The organism is Aliiroseovarius sp. Z3 (assembly GCF_029105185.1).
In the GTDB taxonomy this organism is placed as follows: domain Bacteria; phylum Pseudomonadota; class Alphaproteobacteria; order Rhodobacterales; family Rhodobacteraceae; genus Aliiroseovarius.
The window spans coordinates 214,765-235,489 of sequence record NZ_JAFMZK010000001.1 but is presented as its reverse complement, the minus strand read 5'-3'; the positions used below and the strand labels follow the sequence as shown (position 1 = coordinate 235,489).

At 59.4% G+C, this 20,725-nt stretch carries 24 protein-coding genes and 1 tRNA gene; 19 read left to right on the top strand and 6 right to left on the bottom strand.

Annotated features, from left to right (window positions below; genetic code table 11):
* Positions 1-28: 28 nt before the first annotated feature.
* On the bottom strand, positions 29-2,197 hold the full coding sequence (locus J3R80_RS01200) for a tetratricopeptide repeat-containing sulfotransferase family protein (RefSeq protein WP_275391929.1): 2,169 nt from the start codon (positions 2,195-2,197) through the stop codon (positions 29-31).
* Between the two features lie 340 nt (positions 2,198-2,537).
* Here J3R80_RS01200 and J3R80_RS01195 point away from each other — a divergent pair, with 340 nt between their 5' ends.
* From J3R80_RS01195 to J3R80_RS01160, 8 genes are all read left to right on the top strand, one after another.
* Entirely contained in the window at positions 2,538-3,140 is a 603-nt protein-coding gene (locus J3R80_RS01195; RefSeq protein ID WP_275391928.1) for a 50S ribosomal protein L21, read from the top strand.
* A gap of 21 nt (positions 3,141-3,161) precedes the next feature.
* Positions 3,162-3,431, top strand: a complete 270-nt coding sequence (rpmA, locus tag J3R80_RS01190; RefSeq protein WP_275391927.1) for a 50S ribosomal protein L27 — start codon at positions 3,162-3,164, stop codon at positions 3,429-3,431.
* Between the two features lie 196 nt (positions 3,432-3,627).
* Positions 3,628-4,167 carry a GNAT family N-acetyltransferase gene (locus J3R80_RS01185; protein ID WP_275391926.1) on the top strand — a complete coding sequence of 180 codons (540 nt, stop codon included), beginning with the start codon at positions 3,628-3,630 and terminating at the stop codon, positions 4,165-4,167.
* Positions 4,168-4,176: 9 nt separating this feature from the next.
* Positions 4,177-4,695: a GNAT family N-acetyltransferase gene (locus J3R80_RS01180; RefSeq protein ID WP_275391925.1), complete on the top strand. Its 519-nt coding sequence runs from the start codon at positions 4,177-4,179 to the stop codon at positions 4,693-4,695.
* Positions 4,695-5,207 (top strand): GNAT family N-acetyltransferase, encoded by a 513-nt coding sequence (locus tag J3R80_RS01175; protein WP_275391924.1) that lies wholly within the window; start codon positions 4,695-4,697, stop codon positions 5,205-5,207. Before J3R80_RS01180 ends, J3R80_RS01175 begins: the two co-directional genes overlap by 1 nt.
* A 90-nt stretch (positions 5,208-5,297) precedes the next feature.
* Positions 5,298-6,329 carry a GTPase ObgE gene (obgE, locus tag J3R80_RS01170; RefSeq protein WP_275391923.1) on the top strand — a complete coding sequence of 344 codons (1,032 nt, stop codon included), beginning with the start codon at positions 5,298-5,300 and terminating at the stop codon, positions 6,327-6,329.
* Positions 6,317-7,423 carry a glutamate 5-kinase gene (gene proB / locus J3R80_RS01165; protein WP_275391922.1) on the top strand — a complete coding sequence of 369 codons (1,107 nt, stop codon included), beginning with the start codon at positions 6,317-6,319 and terminating at the stop codon, positions 7,421-7,423. The genes obgE and proB overlap by 13 nt, the downstream gene beginning before the upstream one ends.
* Positions 7,424-7,454: 31 nt before the next feature.
* Complete coding sequence (locus tag J3R80_RS01160; RefSeq protein WP_275391921.1) at positions 7,455-8,702, top strand: glutamate-5-semialdehyde dehydrogenase; 1,248 nt, start codon at positions 7,455-7,457, stop codon at positions 8,700-8,702.
* 5 nt (positions 8,703-8,707) lie between these two features.
* On the opposite strand, the gene J3R80_RS01155 is transcribed toward J3R80_RS01160, so the two are convergent.
* Entirely contained in the window at positions 8,708-9,307 is a 600-nt protein-coding gene (locus J3R80_RS01155; RefSeq protein WP_275391920.1) for a histidine phosphotransferase family protein, read from the bottom strand.
* A 26-nt stretch (positions 9,308-9,333) separates the two neighbouring features.
* On the opposite strand from J3R80_RS01155, the gene J3R80_RS01150 reads away from it, so the two are divergent.
* The 3 genes from J3R80_RS01150 (at position 9,334) to J3R80_RS01140 (ending at position 11,240) form a co-directional block, all read left to right on the top strand.
* Positions 9,334-9,525, top strand: coding sequence for a DUF3553 domain-containing protein (locus J3R80_RS01150; RefSeq protein WP_275391919.1), 192 nt, complete (start codon positions 9,334-9,336; stop codon positions 9,523-9,525).
* A gap of 99 nt (positions 9,526-9,624) precedes the next feature.
* Positions 9,625-10,407, top strand: coding sequence for a GNAT family N-acyltransferase (locus J3R80_RS01145; RefSeq protein WP_275391918.1), 783 nt, complete (start codon positions 9,625-9,627; stop codon positions 10,405-10,407).
* Positions 10,404-11,240, top strand: a complete 837-nt coding sequence (locus J3R80_RS01140) for a lysophospholipid acyltransferase family protein (RefSeq protein WP_275391917.1) — start codon at positions 10,404-10,406, stop codon at positions 11,238-11,240. The genes J3R80_RS01145 and J3R80_RS01140 overlap by 4 nt, the downstream gene beginning before the upstream one ends.
* Here the strand turns inward: J3R80_RS01140 and J3R80_RS01135 are convergent.
* Both J3R80_RS01135 and J3R80_RS01130 read right to left on the bottom strand, forming a co-directional pair.
* Positions 11,237-11,866, bottom strand: coding sequence for a thiamine phosphate synthase (locus J3R80_RS01135; RefSeq protein WP_275391916.1), 630 nt, complete (start codon positions 11,864-11,866; stop codon positions 11,237-11,239). The two genes, J3R80_RS01140 and J3R80_RS01135, sit on opposite strands and share 4 nt — an antisense overlap.
* A gap of 81 nt (positions 11,867-11,947) precedes the next feature.
* On the bottom strand, positions 11,948-12,277 hold the full coding sequence (locus tag J3R80_RS01130) for a TfoX/Sxy family protein (protein WP_275391915.1): 330 nt from the start codon (positions 12,275-12,277) through the stop codon (positions 11,948-11,950).
* Here J3R80_RS01130 and J3R80_RS01125 point away from each other — a divergent pair.
* The gene (locus J3R80_RS01125; protein ID WP_275391914.1) at positions 12,276-13,103 is read left to right on the top strand and encodes an RNA methyltransferase; all 828 of its coding nucleotides are present in this window, start codon (positions 12,276-12,278) and stop codon (positions 13,101-13,103) included. The genes J3R80_RS01130 and J3R80_RS01125 overlap by 2 nt on opposite strands.
* On the opposite strand, the gene J3R80_RS01120 is transcribed toward J3R80_RS01125, so the two are convergent.
* Both J3R80_RS01120 and J3R80_RS01115 read right to left on the bottom strand, forming a co-directional pair.
* Positions 13,104-13,580, bottom strand: a complete 477-nt coding sequence (locus J3R80_RS01120) for a disulfide bond formation protein B (protein ID WP_275391913.1) — start codon at positions 13,578-13,580, stop codon at positions 13,104-13,106.
* Positions 13,577-14,155, bottom strand: a complete 579-nt coding sequence (locus tag J3R80_RS01115) for a YqaA family protein (RefSeq protein WP_275391912.1) — start codon at positions 14,153-14,155, stop codon at positions 13,577-13,579. The genes J3R80_RS01120 and J3R80_RS01115 overlap by 4 nt, the downstream gene beginning before the upstream one ends.
* Before the next feature lie 166 nt (positions 14,156-14,321).
* Here J3R80_RS01115 and J3R80_RS01110 point away from each other — a divergent pair, with 166 nt between their 5' ends.
* From J3R80_RS01110 to J3R80_RS01080, 7 genes are all read left to right on the top strand, one after another.
* Complete coding sequence (locus J3R80_RS01110; protein ID WP_275391911.1) at positions 14,322-15,161, top strand: neutral zinc metallopeptidase; 840 nt, start codon at positions 14,322-14,324, stop codon at positions 15,159-15,161.
* Between the two features lie 292 nt (positions 15,162-15,453).
* Positions 15,454-16,491 carry a TRAP transporter substrate-binding protein gene (locus J3R80_RS01105; protein WP_275391910.1) on the top strand — a complete coding sequence of 346 codons (1,038 nt, stop codon included), beginning with the start codon at positions 15,454-15,456 and terminating at the stop codon, positions 16,489-16,491.
* Between the two features lie 99 nt (positions 16,492-16,590).
* On the top strand, positions 16,591-17,175 hold the full coding sequence (locus J3R80_RS01100; RefSeq protein ID WP_275391909.1) for a TRAP transporter small permease: 585 nt from the start codon (positions 16,591-16,593) through the stop codon (positions 17,173-17,175).
* The gene (locus tag J3R80_RS01095; protein WP_275391908.1) at positions 17,172-18,524 is read left to right on the top strand and encodes a TRAP transporter large permease; all 1,353 of its coding nucleotides are present in this window, start codon (positions 17,172-17,174) and stop codon (positions 18,522-18,524) included. Before J3R80_RS01100 ends, J3R80_RS01095 begins: the two co-directional genes overlap by 4 nt.
* A 74-nt stretch (positions 18,525-18,598) precedes the next feature.
* Positions 18,599-18,684 (top strand) — tRNA-Leu (locus J3R80_RS01090).
* A gap of 414 nt (positions 18,685-19,098) precedes the next feature.
* Positions 19,099-19,512, top strand: coding sequence for an FdtA/QdtA family cupin domain-containing protein (locus tag J3R80_RS01085; protein WP_275391907.1), 414 nt, complete (start codon positions 19,099-19,101; stop codon positions 19,510-19,512).
* Between the two features lie 2 nt (positions 19,513-19,514).
* Positions 19,515-20,615 (top strand): DegT/DnrJ/EryC1/StrS family aminotransferase, encoded by a 1,101-nt coding sequence (locus J3R80_RS01080; protein WP_275391906.1) that lies wholly within the window; start codon positions 19,515-19,517, stop codon positions 20,613-20,615.
* The last annotated feature ends 110 nt before the right edge of the window (positions 20,616-20,725 follow it).

Here is a 20,725-nt window from a genome sequence, read left to right as displayed (position 1 = left end):
GATGGGCACGGGGCAGGGGCGTCCGTGATCAGTCTTCTGGCACCCCGTCCAGACCTTTCAACCCGTTGATCATCTCGCTCAACTGCTGTTCGTAGCGGCGCCATTTTCCGATGGACGAGTTGTAAAGCGGTTGTCGCACCTGCGCCAAAGACAGGGTTTTGACGTCACGGTCGGTCTTGTGGAAGTTCAGACAGGCGTCCTCCCACTCCAATTCGCAGAACTCCAGAAGCTTGCGCACCTCTTCCTCGGGGTTGGCGACAAGGGCTTCATATTGAAGCTCATAGATGCGTTCGGGCGCCATGTCCCGCCACAGGGCAAGGTATTCCGTGAACAGGCGGTAGGTTTCGACAAGGTCGGACTGGTTGTAGGAATACAGATGCAACCCGGTCACAAACCGGTTCTTGAAGATCGACCACAGGTTGTCGCGCGGATCGCGGCGCAGGACGACAATCTTGGCATTGGGCAGTGACAGCCACGCCAGCGGCGCAATCTGATAGGTCGAGATCGTCTTGTCGGTGATCCGGTCTGCACCCGGCACGCGTATGTCGATCGCGGCCTGATAGTCACGACCGATCTGCTCGAACCGGGCGGCGGTCATATCGGCGATGGTGTCGCCGTCACGGTCGGTCTGGGCCACGGCCTGAAACGCCAGCGGGTGAAGGATACCAAGCTCGTCACCACCGGTGATGGTCGAATGGCTGGCCAGAATCTGTTCGACCAGCGTTGTGCCCGAGCGGGGCAGGCCGGTCACGAATATGGTCTGGTTGTCCTGATAGCCGACCGTTCCGATCCGGTTTCTGTCAAAGCCTTCAAGAAATGCACGGAGCTTGTCAAAGTCCCGCTGCGCCTTGGCCCGATCATAGGGATGGCGCGTCGCCATGATCTCGTTCGCACGTGCCAGATAGTGCCAGGCCTGATCATAGTCGCCGAGGTCTTCCATCACTTTCAGAAGGCCATAGCCCAAATCCATGCGACCCTCGTCCGGCAGGTCATCACACAACCAAAGCTCTTTCATCTCGGTGACCACCGGATCATCGGCGGCAAGCTTCTTGCCATGTGCAATCATCCGGTAAATGGCGCCAGAGCGCACATCGCGGGCAAGGGCGTCGCGCAGAACGGTGTCGGCGTCGTCCATCGCCCCTGACTGTTGCAGGATATTGGCCGCGATGGTGACAACCCGCAGGCTGCCCGGGTCCGCCTTCAGGGCCGCGTCGATCCGGTCGCGGGCCCCATCCACGTCGCCTGCCAGTTTTCGGGCCACTGCCCCAAGCGCCAGTGTTTCGCCGGTGGGGGGGGCAAGCCGCTCAAGATGGTCCAGATCGGACATCGCGGCGGCCGCGTCTTCCAGCGTGATATGGGCCTGCGCCCGCGTCATCAGGGCCAAACGGTTGTCCGGGTCCTGTTTCAGAAGCCGGTCAAGACAGTCCACCGCCTCGGTCGGAGAGCCAAGATCCTGATAAAGCTTGCCGAGATTGCCCAGAACAATGGGGTTGTGCGGGATCAATCGCCTTGCGTGAAGCAGCAAGGGCTTGGCATCCTGATGACGCCCCGCCGCCAGAAGCAACTGACCCAGTTGCGCCGCTGCCTCGCCGTAATCCGGGTCGATGGCAAGGGCGGCGCGAAAAGCGGCTTCGGCCTCGTCGCTGCGGCCCAGGCTGGCTAGGGCGGCGCCGTGAATGGTCGACAGGACTTCGCTGCCACCACGGGTCGCGATCAACTGGCGCGCCTGGGCTTCGGCCTCGGCGATCTGGCCGGCATTGATCTGCGCGACCAGCTTGTTGATCTCGGCGGTCGACACTTTGGTCGTCATCCGGGCGGTGCTGGATGGCATGGCATCCATCGCTCGGGCGATGGCCTTGCGATCCCGCTGTCCCAGATTGGCGGCTTTCAACTGCGCTTTTGCATCCGCCCGGGCGGCATCGTCGCCATGGGTTGCGATGGCGGCGGCATAAGCCTGCCAGACCTTTACCTCACCCGGGGCCAAACTGGCGGCCCGGGCCAGAAAGTGGCACGCATCCTTGGGACGCCCGGCCTGCATGTGGATTTGCCCCATGTGAAAAGGGATCTCGGCACGTTTCGGAGCGATTTTTGCCAGTTGCGCCAGCACATCCAGCGCTTCGCGCGGTTTGCCGCTGCGCGCGAGCCCCATGGCGCGGTTGAACATGGCCGGGATCTGGTTGGAATTCAGCGGCAGCATCACGGGCTCCTTGCGCTCGGATCGGGGGGCATGTGCAAAGGGCGCACGTGCGGGATGTTTCCATCCATGGCCTAATATGTCATGCCAAGGGTCGCAAGGGTTGTTCCGCTCGCAGACATGGCTGCGGTATGGCGGTGCGCCGGGGTGAATTTCCTTGGAAACCGGCTTGACTTGCAGGCGATTTCACCCGATAAGCCGCCACTCCTACCGGGAAATTCCCGAGTGGGCGTGTTTAACTTTGCCCATCGGGGCGCGCTGTTCGAGGTAAGTGAAGGGATCCTCCCTTCGTCAAACGCCGGTTATCCGGGGCCACAGAACGCGGAATATGAAGGAAGATCAAATGTTTGCGGTTCTGAAAACCGGCGGCAAGCAGTATAAAGTCCAGGCTGGCGACGTTCTGCGCGTCGAAAAGCTGGCAGCTGCAGCGGGCGAAAAAGTCCAGTTCAACGAGATTCTGATGGTTGGTGCAACCGTCGGCACCCCCACCGTGTCTGGTGCTGGCGTGCAGGCCGAGGTTATCGACCAGATCAAAGGCGAGAAAGTCATTCACTTCGTGAAGCGTCGCCGTAAGCACAGCTCGAAGCGTACCAAGGGTCACCGTCAACAACTGACGCTCCTGCGTGTGACCGACATCCTTGAAAAAGGTGCGGACAAGTCGGGTGTGAAAGCCGCCATCGGCGCAGGTTCGGTTTCGGGTGGCGTTGCTGCTGCTCCGGCCAAGAAAGCTGCTGCGAAAAAGGCTGCGCCCGAGAAAGCGGAAGCTCCGGCAGCCGCTGCATCGGATGACCTGACAGCAATCACCGGTGTCGGCCCCGCCGCCGCCAAGAAGCTGGCCGAAGCCGGCATCACCACCTTCGCCCAGCTTGCGGCCGTTGACGCTGACAGCTTTGACGCTGTCAAAATCAAGCCCGAGTGGGTTGAGCAGGCCAAAACGCTGGCCTAATCTGAGCTAAGGAGAGATAGCATGGCACATAAAAAAGCAGGCGGTTCATCCCGTAACGGCCGCGACTCAGCCGGTCGTCGCCTTGGCGTCAAGAAATACGGCGGTGAAGTCGTGATTCCGGGCAATATCATCGTGCGTCAGCGCGGCACGAAAATGTGGCCGGGCGCCAATGTGGGCATGGGCAAGGATCACACGATCTTCGCGACCGTTGAAGGTCACGTCCAATTCCATAAGGGCCTGAAAGGCCGCACCTTTATTTCGGTTCTCCCGGTGGCGGAGGCCGCTGAGTAAGCCGAACCTGACAAGGTTGTGAAAAACCAGGGGCCGGCTGTGATAGCCGGCCCCTTTTCTTTTTGTTTCAAATACCTATCTGCCATTCACTGGGAAATCACATTTTGGTCTTATTGCCCCCCATATCCTGCGATATGTCCACGAGGAAGAACTGACCAACCCGGTGTGTTCTGCGCTTTTCAGAGGAGGGAAAGCCATGAAGCATGTTGAGATCACACGCCAGCCGCTGATTGAGGCGGACCGCTTTGTGCTCCGCCCTGTCCGCCGTTCGGATGTGGGGATGCTGTCCATGTACACGGCGGACGAGCGTGTGGCTTCCGGCACGCGGTCGATCCCGCACCCTCTGCCGCCCGGCACGACCGAGGCGTTCATCGAACGATCGTTGCAGGATGGGCGCCGGGAAGATGTCTGGGTGATGGACGCCGCCCGCGCCGATGGGCGCGAGGTTCTGGGTGTGATCAGCCTGACCCATCTGGATCGGGCACAATCCCAACTTGGATATTGGGTCGCGCCGGGGTTCTGGAACACCGGGATCGCGTCGGAAGCCGTGCAGGCAATCGTCGCTGCGAACCCACAGGAAAACACATCGATCTTTGCCGAGGTGTTTCAGGACAACGCGGCCTCGGCCCGTGTGCTGACCCATGCGGGGTTCGAATATATCGGGGATGCGGAAAGCCATTGCGTTGCGCGTAACGCCAATGTGCCAACCTGGACCTATATCAGGAAGATGCTGTAACAGCCTGCCATGAAACATGATTTTGGCATCAGGGCGGGGCGGTTGACGCTTCGTCCGCTGACGGTCGGGGATGGCGATCAGGTGGTCAGCCTGCTTAACGACTACGAGGTTGCGCGCTGGCTGACCGTCGTGCCGCATCCCTATACGCTTGCAGATTTCAACGGGTTTCTGGCCCATCTGGCCGACACATCGCCGCTGGGCGGACTGGCGATTGAAGAACACGGGCAGGTCTTGGGGGTGGTCGGGCTTGATCCGACGCTTGGTTATTGGTTGGGACGCGCGCATCAGGGGCGCGGTGTGATGACCGAGGCGGCAAGAGCATTGGTCGACTGGGCGTTTACAAATCTTGAGATCGACCAGATCGGATCGGGCTACTTCGCCGGCAATCACGCGTCGCGCGCCGTGTTGCAATCCCTTGGATTTCGCCACACGGGCGTGGTTGAACACGTCAACTGTGCTTCTCAAGGCATTGATGTTGAACTGATAAAAGTCGAGCTAAGTCAGTCGGATTGGGCGTTGCGCGAATGATGACCCGTTTGATCACCGAGCGTTTGATGATGCGCCGCGCACAACCCGCGGATGCAGATGCCTTCCACGCGCTGGTGTCGCATTTCGACGTGGTGCGCATGACCGCAAGCTGGCCGTGGCCCGCAGATCCCGCGTTCACGAAATCGCGTTGCATCCCCTGCGACCCGGCGGTGGGCATGGCTGGTCCGGTGTTTCACAACCGGGAACTTGTCGGAGCCATGGGTGTCATGTGTCGCGACGAAGGCGGTCCGGAACTCGGTTACATGTTCGCGCCGGATCATTGGGGCAAAGGGTTCGCTTCCGAGATGGGGAAGAAACTGATCGCGCATGTTTGGTCGCGATACGATTGGGATGCGATTGGTGCGACGGTGTTTGAAGACAATCCGGCTTCGGTGCGGGTGTTGTCCAAGCTGGGGTTTGTGGAAATCGAACCGACAACGGGCAGGTGCACGGCGCGCAATGGCGATTTTCCCCTGCGCAGTTTCAGCTTGCCACGACCATCACATCCATAAGCTGTTTGCACCGCAAACCGCCTTGAACTCTTGAGCCTCGGCTCATTTCCCTCTATCGCCAATACCGTAACCAGAAAAGGCGTATGCCCCATGAAATTCCTCGATCTCGCAAAGGTCTATATCCGTTCCGGGTCCGGCGGCGGGGGCTGCGTGTCATTTCGGCGCGAAAAATTCATAGAATATGGCGGCCCCGATGGGGGCGATGGCGGGCGCGGCGGTGACGTGGTGGTCGAGGTGGTCGATGGGCTGAACACTCTGATCGACTTTCGTTATCAACAGCATTTTTTCGCAGGCAACGGGCGCCCCGGCATGGGGCAGCAGCGCACCGGCCCGGACGGTGATGACATCGTCCTGCGGGTGCCCGTCGGGACCGAAATTCTGGATGAAGATCAGGACACTGTGATCGCCGACATGACCGAGGTCGGGCAGCGTTTCGTGCTGGCCAAGGGCGGCAATGGCGGCTTTGGCAACCTGCATTTCACCAGCTCGACCAACCGCGCCCCACGTCGCGCCAATCCTGGGCAAGAGGGGGTCGAGCGCACGATCTGGCTGCGCCTTAAGCTGATCGCGGATGTTGGCCTGCTGGGTCTGCCCAATGCGGGCAAATCGACCTTTCTTGCCGCCACGTCGAATGCGCGCCCCAAGATCGCGGATTACCCGTTCACCACCCTGCACCCCAATCTGGGCGTGGTCGGCGTGGATGGGGAAGAGTTTGTTGTGGCCGACATTCCCGGCCTGATCGAGGGGGCGTCCGAAGGGCGCGGTCTTGGTGATCTGTTCCTTGGCCATGTCGAGCGGTGCTCGGTTCTGTTGCACCTGGTCGATGGCACCGCCGAAGACGTGGTGGAGGATTGGCAGACCATTATCACCGAAATCGAAGCCTATGGGGACATTCTGGGTGGCAAGCCCCGTGTCACGGTTCTGAACAAAATCGACGCATTGGATGACGAGGAACGTGCCGAAAAGCGCAAGGCGCTTGAGGCGGCGGCAGGCCCTGTGATGATGATGTCTGGTGTTGCCCATGAAGGCACGACCGACGTGCTGCGGGCCCTGCGCAAACAGATCTCGGACGACCGCATCCGCCAGAAACCCCAAGAGGAGAAACAGACGTGGCAACCCTGACCGATGCCAATCGGATTGTTGTCAAGATCGGCTCGGCGCTTCTGGTCGATGTCGCGTCCGGGGCATTGAAGTCTGACTGGTTGCAATCGCTGGCCGCTGATGTGGCCGCGTTGAAGGCGCGGGGCGCGGATGTTGTGTTGGTGTCTTCGGGGTCTATCGCACTGGGGCGCGGCGTGTTGGGGCTGCCTGCAGGCACCTTGTCGTTGGAACAATCACAAGCCGCGGCTGCGGTTGGACAAATCCGGCTGGCACGGGCTTACGAAGAAGCATTAGCGCCGCTGGGTGCGACCACCGCGCAAGTTCTTGTCACGTTGGAGGACAGCGCCGACCGCAGGCGCTATCTGAACACCCGCGCGACGTTGGAAACCCTTCTGTCACTGGGTGTTGTGCCAATTGTGAATGAAAATGACACGGTCGCCACCGATGAAATCCGCTTTGGTGACAATGATCGTCTGGCTGCACAGGTCGCTGTTACGGTTGGCGCAGATCATCTGGTGCTTTTGTCTGATGTGGACGGGTTTTATTCCGGCAACCCCAAGGACGATCCCGCCGCCACGCGCTATGACGTGATCGACACCATCACGCCTGAGATCGAGGCGATGGCGGGCGACGCGGGCACCGGGCTGTCGAAAGGCGGCATGAAGACCAAGTTGATGGCCGCGAAAACCGCAACCGGCGCGGGCTGTGACATGACCATCACGCTTGGGTCGCGCACCAGTCCGCTGTCTGCGCTTGAGGCGGGGGAGGCGGCCACGCTGTTCACGGCACGCACCGACCCCAAGGCGGCGCGCAAACACTGGATCGCCTCGATGAAAGCGCGCGGTGCGGTGACGGTCGATCAGGGGGCCGAGCGGGCTTTGCGCTCGGGCAAGTCGCTTCTGCCCGCCGGTGTTGCGGATGTGCGCGGCGATTTCCAGCGCGGCGACCCGATCGAGATACATGGCCCCGATGGCACCCATCTGGGCGCAGGGCTGAGCCGTTACACCGCGGACGAGGCGCGGGCCATCAAAGGCCAACGGTCCGACCGGATCGAGGCGATCCTGGGTTATCCGGGCCGCGCCGCCCTGATCCATCGTGACGACATGGCCCTTTAAGGGCGGACGACCAAGCAGACGGAGACCAGATATGAGCGAAGACATCACCGCCATGATGACCGAGATTGGCCGCCGCGCGCGGGCCGCGGCCAAGGATCTTGCCTTCGCCCCAGCCGAGGCCAAGGAAAAGGCGCTGCTGGCTGCCGCCGATGCCTGTTGGGACCGGCGGGCCGAGATCGTTGCGGCCAACGAAAAGGATATGGCGTTCGGGCGCGACAAGGGCCTGTCGCCCGCGATGCTGGACCGGCTGATGCTGGACGAGGATCGTATCAAGGGCATGTGCGACGGGCTGCGCGCGGTGGCCCGCCAGGCTGACCCGGTGGGCGAGGTGCTGGCGGAGTGGGATCAGCCCACGGGCCTGCACATCAAACGCGTGCGCACGCCTTTGGGCGTGATCGGCGTGATCTATGAAAGCCGCCCGAACGTCACGGCGGATGCCGGTGCGCTTTGTCTGAAGGCGGGCAACGCTGTGATCCTGCGCGGCGGGTCCGAGAGCTTTCACTCCGCCGGGTTGATCCATGCCTGTCTGCAAGACGGGTTGCGTGCTGCCGGTCTGCCCGAAGATGCGATCCAGCGCGTGCCGACCCGTGACCGCGCGGCGGTCAGTGAGATGCTGACCATGACGGACTATATCGACGTGATTGTGCCGCGCGGTGGCAAGGGGCTGGTCGGGCTGGTGCAGCGCGAAGCCCGTGTGCCGGTCTTTGCCCATCTGGAAGGCATCGTGCATATCTATCTCGACAAGGATGCGGACCCGGACAAGGCCGCGCGTGTGGTGATGAATGCCAAGACACGGCGAACAGGGATCTGCGGTGCAGCGGAGTGTCTTTTAGTGCACCGCGACACGGTGGCCCTCGGGCAAAAAATCCTAAACGATCTGATGGATGCGGGGGTCGAGGTCCATGCGGGTGCGGGCCTGACCGGCACGGTCGCTGCCACCGATGACGACTGGGGTAAGGAGTTTCTGGACAGCATCATCGCCGCCAGGATCGTGGACGATGTGGATGCGGCGATTGACCATATCAACCGATACTCGTCCTCGCACACCGATGCGATCCTGACGGAAAATGACGTGACTGCTGAACGGTTCTTCACCCGGCTCGACAGCGCGATCCTGATGCGCAATGCCTCGACTCAGTTTGCCGATGGGGGCGAGTTTGGCATGGGCGCCGAGATCGGCATCGCCACCGGTAAAATGCATGCGCGCGGGCCGGTGGGGGCCGCACAGCTTACGTCGTTCAAGTATCTGGTCGAAGGCGACGGGACGATCCGCGCCTGATCCCGCTAGAATTCCACACTGATCGAATGTTCGGACAGTGTGACACCCATGCTGCGCTTCTGGCGTGCCAGTTCCGGCGCGATCAGGGCGAAATGCACCTGCGCGGGGGGCACGTCGGTGGTGCCCTGCTGGGTGGTCAGCATGGCCCACAATTCATGGTCCAGTTTGATCTTGTCGGCCTGTCCACGAATTCTCCAATGCTCGCCATCAAACCGCACATCGACATGCCCGCCCCAGGGCATCGCGGTCTCAAAGCATTGGAGGACCAGAAATGCCAGCTTGACAGCACTTCGCGGTTGGCTGCCATTTGGGCGCCAATCCACTTCGATCTTGCGGCCATCCACACCGGGCGCCAGAACAGCGCGAATTTCATTTTCCGCAATCAGTTGATCGTCGTCGGCTGCGCCGAACGCCACCCGAAAATAACGAATGCGCAGGTTGGCGTTGGTGACGCTTTCAGCAATCAACGCCATTTCCGGGCTATCCGCCATCCCGGAAAGCTGCAACAATTCAACCCCATTGCCGATTGCCCCCAGAGGGCTGATAAGATCATGGCAGATACGAGAGCCGATAAGCGCAGTCAGGTCGCGGTCTTGTTGTGTCATGGAAGATGCCTTGGAAAGGGATAGGGATGAATATGGGATCGCTGCTGGAACCGGGTATGCTGGTGCGTCATCCCCAGAAGTCCGATTGGGGCCTTGGACAAGTGCAGTCCAACATCGGCGGCAAGATCACCGTGAATTTCGAACATGCCGGGAAGCAGGTGATTGTTTCTGAGCGCATTGACCTCATCCCTGTTTTCGAACCTCCGAAGTCAACCTAAAGTAAGTTGATATGCTGTCAAACAACCTAGGGGATTGCCCGCTCTGTTGCAAACCCGAACCCATCGCCATAAAAGCCCAGCAAAGTTAGCAAAACGTTAATGACGATGACTGAACCCGATTTTGTCCTGCGTCTGGCCCGGGATGAGGCTGACCTGATCGCGGCCCAGCGGTTGCGATATGATGTTTTTGTCGACGAATTGGGCGGCACAGGTGATCTGGTCGATCACGACGCCCGATTGGAACGCGATGCGTTTGACCCCTATTTTGATCATCTGATCCTGTTCGATCAGGCGCGGGAAGGGTGTCCCGCGGTGGGTGTTTACCGTCTGCTGAACGGGGACAACCTGTCGACGTCCGAACATGCCGTGTCGCGGTTCTATTCCGAGGATGAATACGACCTGACACCCTTGCGGACGTCCGGTCGAAAGCTGTTGGAACTGGGCCGTTCCTGCCTTCATCCGGATTACCGTGGGGGACATGCCATGATGGTTCTGTGGACCGGACTGGCGGATTACGTGACGCAGCACGAGATTGATCTGCTGTTCGGTGTCGCCTCGTTTCACGGCACCGATATTGATGCGTTGGCTGCCCCGTTGTCATTGCTACACCATCGCCATCTGGCCCCCGAGGCATTGCGGGTCAAGGCGCAAGCTGCACATTACCAATCGATGAACCTGATGGACCAGGCCCAGATCGACCGGCCTGCGGCGATGCGGGCTGTGCCTTCGTTGATCAAGGCCTATCTGCGATTGGGTGGCTTTGTGGGCGATGGTGCCTATATTGATCATGATTTCAACACGACCGATGTGTGTCTGATCATGGATACCAAGCAGATGAGCGCGAAACACAAAGCAATATACGCTGGAAAGGCGCGCGTATGACGGCCCTCTGGCAGGGCGAACCAGAGCCGCATGCCTTCCATCCGTCCGGCGCGGATTGGCTGCGAATTATTGCGCGCGGGTTTCCACTGGCGGTGCTGGTGTTCGGCGGTTTGGGTGTTCTGCTGTTGATCCGCCTGATCGAGCGGCCATTTTTCGGGATCAAGCGCCCCTTTACGCCACATATCACGCAGTTTGTCTGTCGTATGGCCTTCTTGATCCTTGGTATCCCGTTCAAGACGATCGGAACGCCAATGCGACAAAAAGGGGCGGTGGTGGCGAACCATGCGGGGTGGCTTGATATCTTCTCGCTCAATGCCAAGAAGCGCGTTTACTTCGTGTCGAAATCCGAGGTCGCAGACTGGCCCGGCATTGGCTGGCTGGCGCGTGCGACGGGCACCGTGTTTATCAACCGCGACCGGCGCGAGGCCACACAACAGATCGAAATCTTCCGCCAGCGCCTTCAGGCCGGGCACAAGCTGCTGTTCTTCCCGGAAGGCACATCCAGCGACTCGCGCCGTGTCCTGCCATTTAAGTCAACGCTTTTCGCGGCGTTCTTTGCGCCTGAGTTGCGCGATTTCATGTGGGTGCAGCCGGTGACGGTGCGCTATGTCGCGCCTGAAGGCGCCGATCCGCGATTTTATGGCTGGTGGGGTGACATGGGGTTCGCGCCACATCTGGTGCAAACGCTCGCGGCCCGCAGGCAAGGCCGCGTCGAGGTGAAGTATCACACGCCGGTTAAAGTGTCTGAATTTGCCAGTCGGAAAGATCTTGCGGCCCATTGCGAAGCCGCTGTCCGGGACGGTTTGGGCAGGTTGAACGTCGAACCGGCCTAGCCTTCCATTGCGGCCATCAGGCGGGCCAACGCCGACGACGGATCATCCGTGCGCCAGATTTCTTCGCCAATGGCAAAGAAATCGGTGAAGGGGGTCAGGGTGCGAATGGTGTCTTCGTCCAACGCGCCCTCGGCCACCACAGGCACTTCGATCATCTTTGACCACCAGTCAAACAGGTCGGCTTCTGCGCGGGTGCCATCGCCAAGCCCGCTTGCGCCTGCAGGCCCAAAGCTCACGTAATCCGCACCGACTTCCCCTGCTGTCATGCCGTCATGGCGCGAGGCGGTGCAAAACGCACCGACAATGGCATCAGCCCCCAGATCGTCGCGGGTCTTGCGCACCCGGCGCGCGCCGTCGCCCAGATGCACGCCATCCAGCCCAAGACGTTCGACCATCAGCGCGTGTTCCGCGATCACGATGGGCACGTCGCGGGCATGGGCAACCTCGCGGCAGGCGTCGGCGGCGCGCATGATGCGGTCCTCGTCCGATGTGGCCAGCGACAGACGAAGGCAGGCCGTGTCGTGACTGTCCAGCACATGGGCCAACTGTTCGGGAAAGCGCGACAGTTCAAACTCGGGCGGGGTCACAAGATAGAGCTGGGGAAGTTCAATGTCTGTCTCGGCCATCGCGCGCGATCCTCTTCGTGGGGTGTTTGCAGCTTCATAGACGGCTAGAGCGTCTTTGCAAGCCTGACAAGAGGTTGCGCGTCACTTAGGAGGCAACGCGGTGACATATTCCAGCGCCATGCGCAGCAACGCAGCGCGAGCATCGTCTGCCGCCATCGCCTCGGATCCCGCTTCAATGAAGCCCCCCATGCGCCGCCCCGTGAACGCCATCGGTTTTGCCCCCGGCACGGCCAGCGCAGCGGCTTCATTGTCCTTGCCGACGCGATACATCGCCCCGTCCTTATGCACCCCACACAGCATATTTCCATTCAGCATGAAGGCAATGCCGCCGAACATTCGTTTCTCGACCAGCCCCTGACGCTCGGCCAGATCGTCCTTGAGAAGTTCGTAGAGCCCTTCGTCATACGCCATGATAGACCTCGTGCTTGCCCTGATCCTGCACTCAGCGTATCACGCGCCCAATCAAAAGGAAGGGTCGGCGGTGGCGGATCAAAAGACGGGTATTCTTGGGCCGCAGCCAGAAATCGTGCTGGTGCGCCCACAAATGGGTGAAAATATCGGTGCGGCGGCGCGGGCGATGCTGAATTTCGGGCTTGAGCGGATGCGGATCATCGCCCCACGTGACGGCTGGCCGAACCCGTCCGCGGTTGCCATGGCATCAGGGGCCGGTCGGGTGCTGGATGGGGCAGGGGTCTATGAAACCCTTGCTGACGGGATCGGCGATTGCGATTATGTCTATGCCACGACAGCACGTTCGCGCGATTTGGCAAAACCGATCCTCAGCCCCGAACGCGCGATGGCCGAAGCCCGCGCGATGCGGGCTGCGGGCAAGAAGGTTGCCATCCTGTTCGGGCCAGAGCGGACTGGATTGGAGAATGACGAGGTGGCGCGCGCCAACGCCATCATCTCGGTCCCGGTGAACCCGGAATTTGCGTCCCTGAACCTGGCGCAATGCGTGCTTCTGACCGCGTATGAATGGCGCCGCCAGACCGCCGAGGTGAGCCACGACGTGATGGAATGGGCGGGGTCCGAACGCGCGCAAGCCATCGAGATCGAGAAACTGGCCGAGCATTATGAAACCCGTCTGGACGAGGCTGGGTTCTTTTATCCGCCGACCAAGGCGCCGGTGATGAAGACCACGCTCAGGAATATGTGGAGCCGGATGCCGATGACCCGCGCCGACGTGCAGATTTTTCACGGGATTCTGCGCCAGTTGCTTAGGGGCAAGCAGGACTGATCAGGTCTTCCGCGTCGCGGCCACAACCCAGATGATAGCCAAAACCAGCGATCCCACCGCGTTCAGGTTTGCCATGGTGATGCCAAACATCTCCCACGGAATCTCGTCGCAGCGGATCAGGGGGGCCTCGTTGATCTTCGACAACAGGTCATCGACCGACAGATCGGCCACCCCGCCGCCGGTGCAAGCCGAGGGGCCTTCCCACAGCTTACGCTCGACGCCTGAATGGTAAAACCCAAGTGCCGAGGTGGTCGCGGCTGCCAACGCACCGATCCAGGCAAGAGCTTTCTGTTTGGTGGACAGGGCCAGACCACCGATCACGATGGCGGCGGCATGGGGCCATCTTTGCCACAGGCACAGCTTGCAGGGCGCAAAGCCCAAGGCCTGAAAGACGAAGGCACCGCCAAGGATCAGCGCAGACGAGACGGCGGCAAAGGCAATAAGCTGCGAGGTCGAGAAACGGTCGAGAAATCTCATAGGTATTTCACCAGATAGAAGCCGCCAAGCAGGATCACCACGAACAGGATGAACATCAAGCCCAATCGACGTTCGATGAAATCACGAATGGGTGCGCCGAATTTCCACAACAATGCGGCAACGATGAAGAAACGCAGACCGCGCGCGATCACGCTGGCCACCATGAAGATGCCGAAATTCAGCCCGGTCGATCCCGACAGGATCGTGATGACCTTATAGGGGAACGGGGTGACGCCGGCGATCAGCACCGCCCAGGCGCCCCATTGGTTATAGGTCTCGGCGAAATGGCCAAATTCGGCAGTTTTGCCATAAAACTCCAGCACCGGCTGGCCGACGCTTTCATAAAGCCCCCAGCCGATGAAATAGCCAAACGCCCCACCAATGACCGAGGACACCAAGGCCACGGTGGCGATCACAAAGGCGCGCGAGGGGCGGGCGATGATCATCGGGATCATCAGGACATCGGGTGGGATCGGAAAGACCGAGCTTTCCAGAAATGACACCACCGCCAGCGCCCATAGCGCGTGGCGGGTGTCTGCCAAACCCATCGTCCAATCATAAAGACGCCTGATCATCTGCGTGCCTCGTGTTTTTGTTCACGAACCATGCCCCGTGCGCAAGGTCAAGGGACAGGCGGGTTATCATGTCTTGATAGAAGTGGTTTGGCCGGTAAACTGGTTGTGAAACGATTGCGTATTGGTCCGATACTTCGGTTCTCGGGTGGGTAAAAGGAATATCAAGATGAAATGGCAAGGTCGGCGCGGAAGTCGGAACATAGAGGATCGCAGGCGTGCCGGTGGCGCGGCGCAGGTTGGCGGGCTTGGTTTGTTGGCGGTGCTGGCCATCGGGTATTTCCTTGGCGTGGATGTGACACCCTTCCTTCAGGGCGGCGGCACGCTGAGCAGTAGCGGCGGCGGCGAGATTACCGAGGCCGACCGGCAGGAAGGCGAGTTTGTCTCGGTCACCCTGGCGGATACGGAAGAGGTGTGGGACGAACTGTTTCGCACTCAGGTCGGGCAACCCTATAATCCGGTGACGCTGGTATTGTTCAAAGGTGTCACCCAAAGCCCGTGCGGTGGCGCATCGGGGGCCACCGGGCCGTTCTATTGCCCCGGTGATCGCAAAGTCTATCTGGATACCGCGTTTTTCACCACGCTGTCGCGCCAGTTGGGGGCAAAAGGCGATTTTGCAGCGGCCTATGTGGTGGCGCATGAAGTGGCCCACCACGTGCAGAACGAGCTGGGTATTCTGGGGCAGGCAAATTCAATCCGCGCGCAGGTCAGCACTGCCGAGGCGAACGCGATCTCGGTCAGGATCGAGCTTCAGGCCGATTGCTATTCGGGCATCTGGGCACGCGAGGCGCAGGCCCGCTTCGGCACGCTGGAGCGTGGCGATATTGCCGAAGCAATGAATGCGGCCCGCCAGATTGGCGACGATACGTTGCAGCGCAACTCTGGTCGTGTGCCCATGCCGCACACTTTCACCCACGGCACCTCTGAACAGCGCCAAAGCTGGTTTGTGCGTGGGTTCGAAAGCGGCGATATGCGGAGCTGTGACACGTTTTCTGCGGAACGGCTGTAAGCAGTGATTCTTTTTGAACGGTTCGAAATTTGAACCGGCCGGCAAGCGACCGGCTGCGCCATCGCCTTTATTTCATGCGTTAAACATCAGAAAAAGCACCATGTTTATATGGTTGTTGCGCATGCAACGAGTTTTGGTTACGAATATTTCAGCGACAGGATCACAAACAAACCCGACCAATCAGTCGATAATACTTGCGTGACGGGGACGAGCCTGTTTTTATCGGTCTGTCTGCGGGGTGGAGGAGCCACCGTGGCGGACCGGACATAGTTCGCGTTTGGGAGGAAGCGATATGAAATTCACCATGAAAACTGCTTTTGCCGGTGCTGTTGCCCTGAGTTTGACCGCAGGTGCCAGCTTCGCGCAAGAGGTCACGTTGCGCTGTCAGCACTTCTTGCCGCCGAAAGGGTCAACGCCGCTCTACTTCATGACGCCCTGGGCCGAGAAGGTGGAGAAGGAATCCGGTGGTCGGATCAAGGTTGAGCTGTACCCAGCCATGCAACTGGGCGGTAAGCCCCAGGCGCTTTATGATCAGATCCGCGATGGGGTGATCGACTGTGGCTGGGCGCTGCCCGCCTATACACCGGGTCGCTTCCCCGAAGCCGAGGCATTCGAACTGCCGTTCATGACCAGCCGTGACGCCGAGGCATCGTCGAAAGCCGCGTGGGAGTTTTCGGAAAAATATCTGATGGAGCGGATGGGAGACGTCAAACTGTTGGCAACCCATGTTCATGGCCCCGGTATTGTCCACAAGAAAGGCGAGCCTGTCATGGCGCTGGACGATTTTCAGGGCTTGAAGCTGCGTGGCCCGTCGCGTCAGGCCAATGCGCTGCTCGAGGCCCTTGGCGCATCCCCCGTCGGGATGCCCATGCCGACCTTCCCCGAATCCTTGTCGAAAGGCGTGGTCGACGGGGGTGTGACCCCATGGGAAATCGTGCCGCCGCTGAAGCTGCATGAATTGGCTGACAGCCACACTGAATTCCCGGGTGACCGCTCACTTTACAACACGTTCTTCATCTGGGCGATGAACAAGGACACCTATGCAAACCTGCCGGATGACCTGAAAGCCGTGATCGACGCCAACTCGGGCCTTGAGACGTCGGGCTGGGCCGGCGCGTCCTTCGACAAAGGTGACGTGATCGGGCGCGAGATCGTGGCGGGTTCGGGCAACAACATTCACCAACTCGATCCTGCTGTCGTTGCCGAAATCCGTGCTTTGGGCGACCAGCAAACAGAAGCCTGGGCCGCGGACATGACATCGAAGGGCCTGGATGGTGAAGGCATGGTAGCCTTGGCCAAGGAGCTGGTCGCGAAATATTCCGACAACTGATCGTTGAGGGATGTGGCTTCGGGCAACAAGGCGTGCCCGAAGCCTTTTTATGTGCGCAGGCTATGTTCAACTGTGCATCACCGGATGAAGGGGGCAGTCGTGGCAATCGCAAAGACAGCACAGGTGCGGGTGGGTCGCATGATGGAATTTGCCAGCCGCTGGATGGCATATTCCGGGGGTGCCATTCTGGTCGCGATCGCACTGACAACGGTGGTCTCGATCATCGGTCGGACGCTTTCGGGCTTTGGCCTTGACCCTGTCAAAGGCGATTATGAGATTGTTGAAATGGGATGTGCCGTCGCGGTATTCGCCTTCATGCCATGGTGTCAGCTCAAACGCGGTCATGTGACCGTTGACATATTCATTTCCAAGCTGCCGGACAGGATACAGGCGATCCTCGGTCTGATTGGCGATCTGTTCCTGACTGGCGCGGCGTTTATCATTCTGTGGCGGTTGTGGCTGGGGTTTGGCGAGAAGTTTCCCTTCGGCTCGGAAGGGCTGCGCACTGCGCTTGGTATGGGCGACAAACCCTTCTTTCCAGAAAGCACCTATGAGCTTGAGATCCCGCTTTGGATCCCCTTTGGCTTGTGCCTGATCGGCGCGGCCTTTTTTCTGATCGTTGCAGCATATTCGGTCTGGCGGTCCTTCAACTGGGTGCTTGATGGCAAGGAGGAACGGGTATGACCGGAATTGAACTGGCGATTGTCGCCTTTGCCCTGATGCTGCTGGCCATCTTCCTGCGCCTGCCCATCGGTCTTGCGATGGGGCTGACAGGGTTTTTCGGCATCTGGTACATGATGGGGCATCCTTCCGTAACGCTCAGCCAGCTGAAGACGCTGTCTTACGACACGTTTTCCAGCTATTCGCTGTCCATCGTGCCGCTGTTCTTGCTGATGGGGCAGTTTGCCACCAAGTCCGGCATGTCCGGCGCGCTGTTCGAAGCGGCAAGCGATTGGCTTGGGCACCGTAAAGGTGGTGTCGCAATGGCGGCGGTCGGCGCTTGTGCGGGCTTTGGCGCGGTGTGTGGCTCGTCGCTGGCGACGGCGTCCACGATGGGGCAGGTGGCCTTGCCCGAGATGCGCAAGCGGGGCTATTCCGACGCCTTGTCAACAGGTGTGCTGGCCGCAGGCGGAACCTTGGGCATCCTGATCCCGCCATCGGTCATCCTGGTGATCTATGCGATCCTGACCGAGCAGAATATTGTAAAAATGTTCATTGCCGCCCTTGTGCCCGGTATCCTCGCGGCGCTTGGTTACATGCTGACTGTGGCCGTTATGGTGCGTATCAACCCAGACAGTGCCACGACCGCCGAACGTATGCCCTATGCACATCGGTTTCGGACGTTGCTGTCGATCTGGCCGGTGGTGGTGATATTCGGTCTGGTGATGGGCGGGATCGCCGCGGACTGGAACTGGGTGAAACCTGGGGTGCAGGCCCTGTTCACGCCGACAGAAGGTGCCGCTGTCGGGGCCGTTGCGACGGGGCTTTACGGTGCGATGACCGGTGGGCTGACATGGAAGGGGCTGTTGGAAAGCATCCTTGCCACAGCCCAATCCACCGCAATGATCTTTTTCATCGTGCTGGGCGCGCAGATTTTCAATTCGTTCCTTGCCTTCACACAAGCGCCGCAGATGCTGGCCGATTGGGTGTCCGCACAGGGCTTTGCGCCGCTGGTTGTGCTGGCCATGATGCTGATTGCCTATCTGATCTTCGGCTGCGTGATGGACAGCCTGTCGATGATCCTTCTGACCATCCCGATCTTCTATCCGATCATCGAGGTCTTGGATTTCGGCCTGACCCCGGAAGAGGCCGGCATCTGGTTCGGCATCCTCGCGCTGATCGTGGTCGAGGTCGGATTGATCACGCCTCCGGTCGGGATGAACCTGTTCATTATCAATTCGATGGCGCGTGACATTCCGATGTCCGCGACTTATCGCGGGGTCGCGCCCTTCGTTTTGTCCGACCTGATCCGCGTTGTGATTTTGGTTGCCTTTCCGGGCATCACGCTTTGGCTGGTCGGGGTGATGTTCTAGCCGCAAGAAAAACGCGAGGCGCAGGGCAAAACCTCGTTGACCTTGCCCCGGCGCTTGGGTAATCCCATCGCAGTGCCCAAGTGGCGGAATGGTAGACGCAGGGGATTCAAAATCCCCCGCCTTCACGGGCGTGAGAGTTCGAGTCTCTCCTTGGGCACCACCGCATCCCTCTAATTTTTGACCCTGGGGGGCGTGTGACTATTCGTTCAAAGCGCAGGTTCAAATGACCACAGTGTCGGTTGAGCGATTGCGTCAGGGATCGGAACCCAACTCAGAGCCCAACCAGACCGAGCCTTCACCAACATCAGAACTGAACCATCAGATTAAGGCGGGCCAGTTTGCGTCGCATTCTGTTCCGAGGTAAGCAGCATTGCATCGTGCTTTCTTGCATGGTTAGAAAACGAACTACGACAGATATATTCAGGGTGGAAGGCCGTTCCGACGCTTGGCGGATACGGAGACTTGTTGAAACTCCGCCACAGTCGCCTGATGTTACGGCTTGCATTGCGTAGAATAGCAACTATCACTCGCGGCAGTCCAAGCGGCCTAGCCGTTATTCAATATTGGAGTAGTCATGTCGCTTGATAGAGTCAGACTTTTTTCGGCACCGACGTTTCACGACAAACGGGGAGGGCTCTTTGTTTTAGAAAAAGAAGATCTTCCGTTTGATATGAAGCGGTTTTATTGCCTTTTTAATGCACAGGTTGGCATGCGCCGGGGGGAGCATGCTCACAAAACACTGCATCAGTTGATGGTCTGCTTCAGTGGGTCCGTCACAGTGACTCTGGATGATGGTGAGCGCAACAGACGCTTTGAACTAGCACGTCCCGATCAGATTCTTTATGTGCCGCCCGGCTTATGGCGGAACATTGACGACTTCGTTCCCGAAACGGTTGTCGGCGTGTTTGCGTCCGATGTCTATGACACGAATGACTACATCTATGAGTATGAAGAGTACGTCGCCTGGGTCGGCGCGCGGAAAGGGTAACGATGCAGTTCTTGGATGTTGGCTCCACATACACAGCGCTTAAAGACGAAATTGATCTGGCGATGTCCGATGTAATGGCCAAGGGCTACTTTATTGGTGGCCCGAGCGTGGATCGGTTTGAGAGAGAGTTCGCGGCGTATTGTCAGGCTGCGCACGCGGTTGGGGCAGGCAACGGCTTGGATGCACTGGTATTGATTTTGCGCGCCATGGGCATCGGGCCGGGCGACGAGGTCATCGTGCCTGCGCACACATTCATTGCAACCTGGCTTGCAGTGTCCTTCGTCGGGGCTAAGCCTGTCCCGGTTGATGCGGATTGGGCTGACATGAACATGGACCTGACATTGGTCGAGGCCGCTGTCACGTCCCGAACGCGTGCAATCATTGTAGTCCATCTTTATGGCAATCCTGCCGATGTTTCACCGTTGAAAAACCTGTGTGAAAACAATCAGATCAAACTGATCGAGGATGCAGCGCAAGCCCATGGTGCGTGCGTTGGTTCTGCGCATGTCGGTTCGATGTGTGATGCTGCGGCTTTTAGTTTCTATCCCGGTAAAAACCTTGGCGCCTTTGGGGATGGCGGTGCCATCACAACGAACGACGGGGATTTGGCATCGGCGTGTCGCGTATTGGGCAACTACGGCTCTGTTGAAAAATATGTCCACGATGTTCAGGGCCAAAACTCGCGATTGGATCCGCTGCAATCAGAAGTTCTTTCGGTAAAGTTGAAAGTGCTCGGTGAATGGAATGGACGGCGCCGACAAATAGCATCGCGTTACCTTGAGGCATTCGCGGAGTTGAAGTCCTTGACCCTTCCCACCGTTGCCGCTCAATCGGTGCCCGTATGGCATTTGTTTGTTGTGCGTCACTCAAAGCGCGATCTGCTGGAAGTGAAATTGCGCGAACGCGGCATCCCAACGTTGAAGCATTATCCGATCCCAAATCACAAGGCCGGCGCATATGTCAGTGATTTCGCTGGAACATCCTTTCCGGTAACCGAGAAGATATGTGCCCAGTGCCTCAGTTTGCCGATCGGACCGCATATGAGCGATGACGAGGTCGACGACGTGATCGGGGCCATGCGTGATGTGGTTCCGAAGTTGTAGCGATGCAGGGTGCTGAACGCGCAGGTTCGTGCCGCTTTCTGATCGCTGCAATCTAGGGTGGTTGACTGGAACGTTTAGGTGCCGTTTGTCTCTGGTGCTCTGGGGCAAAG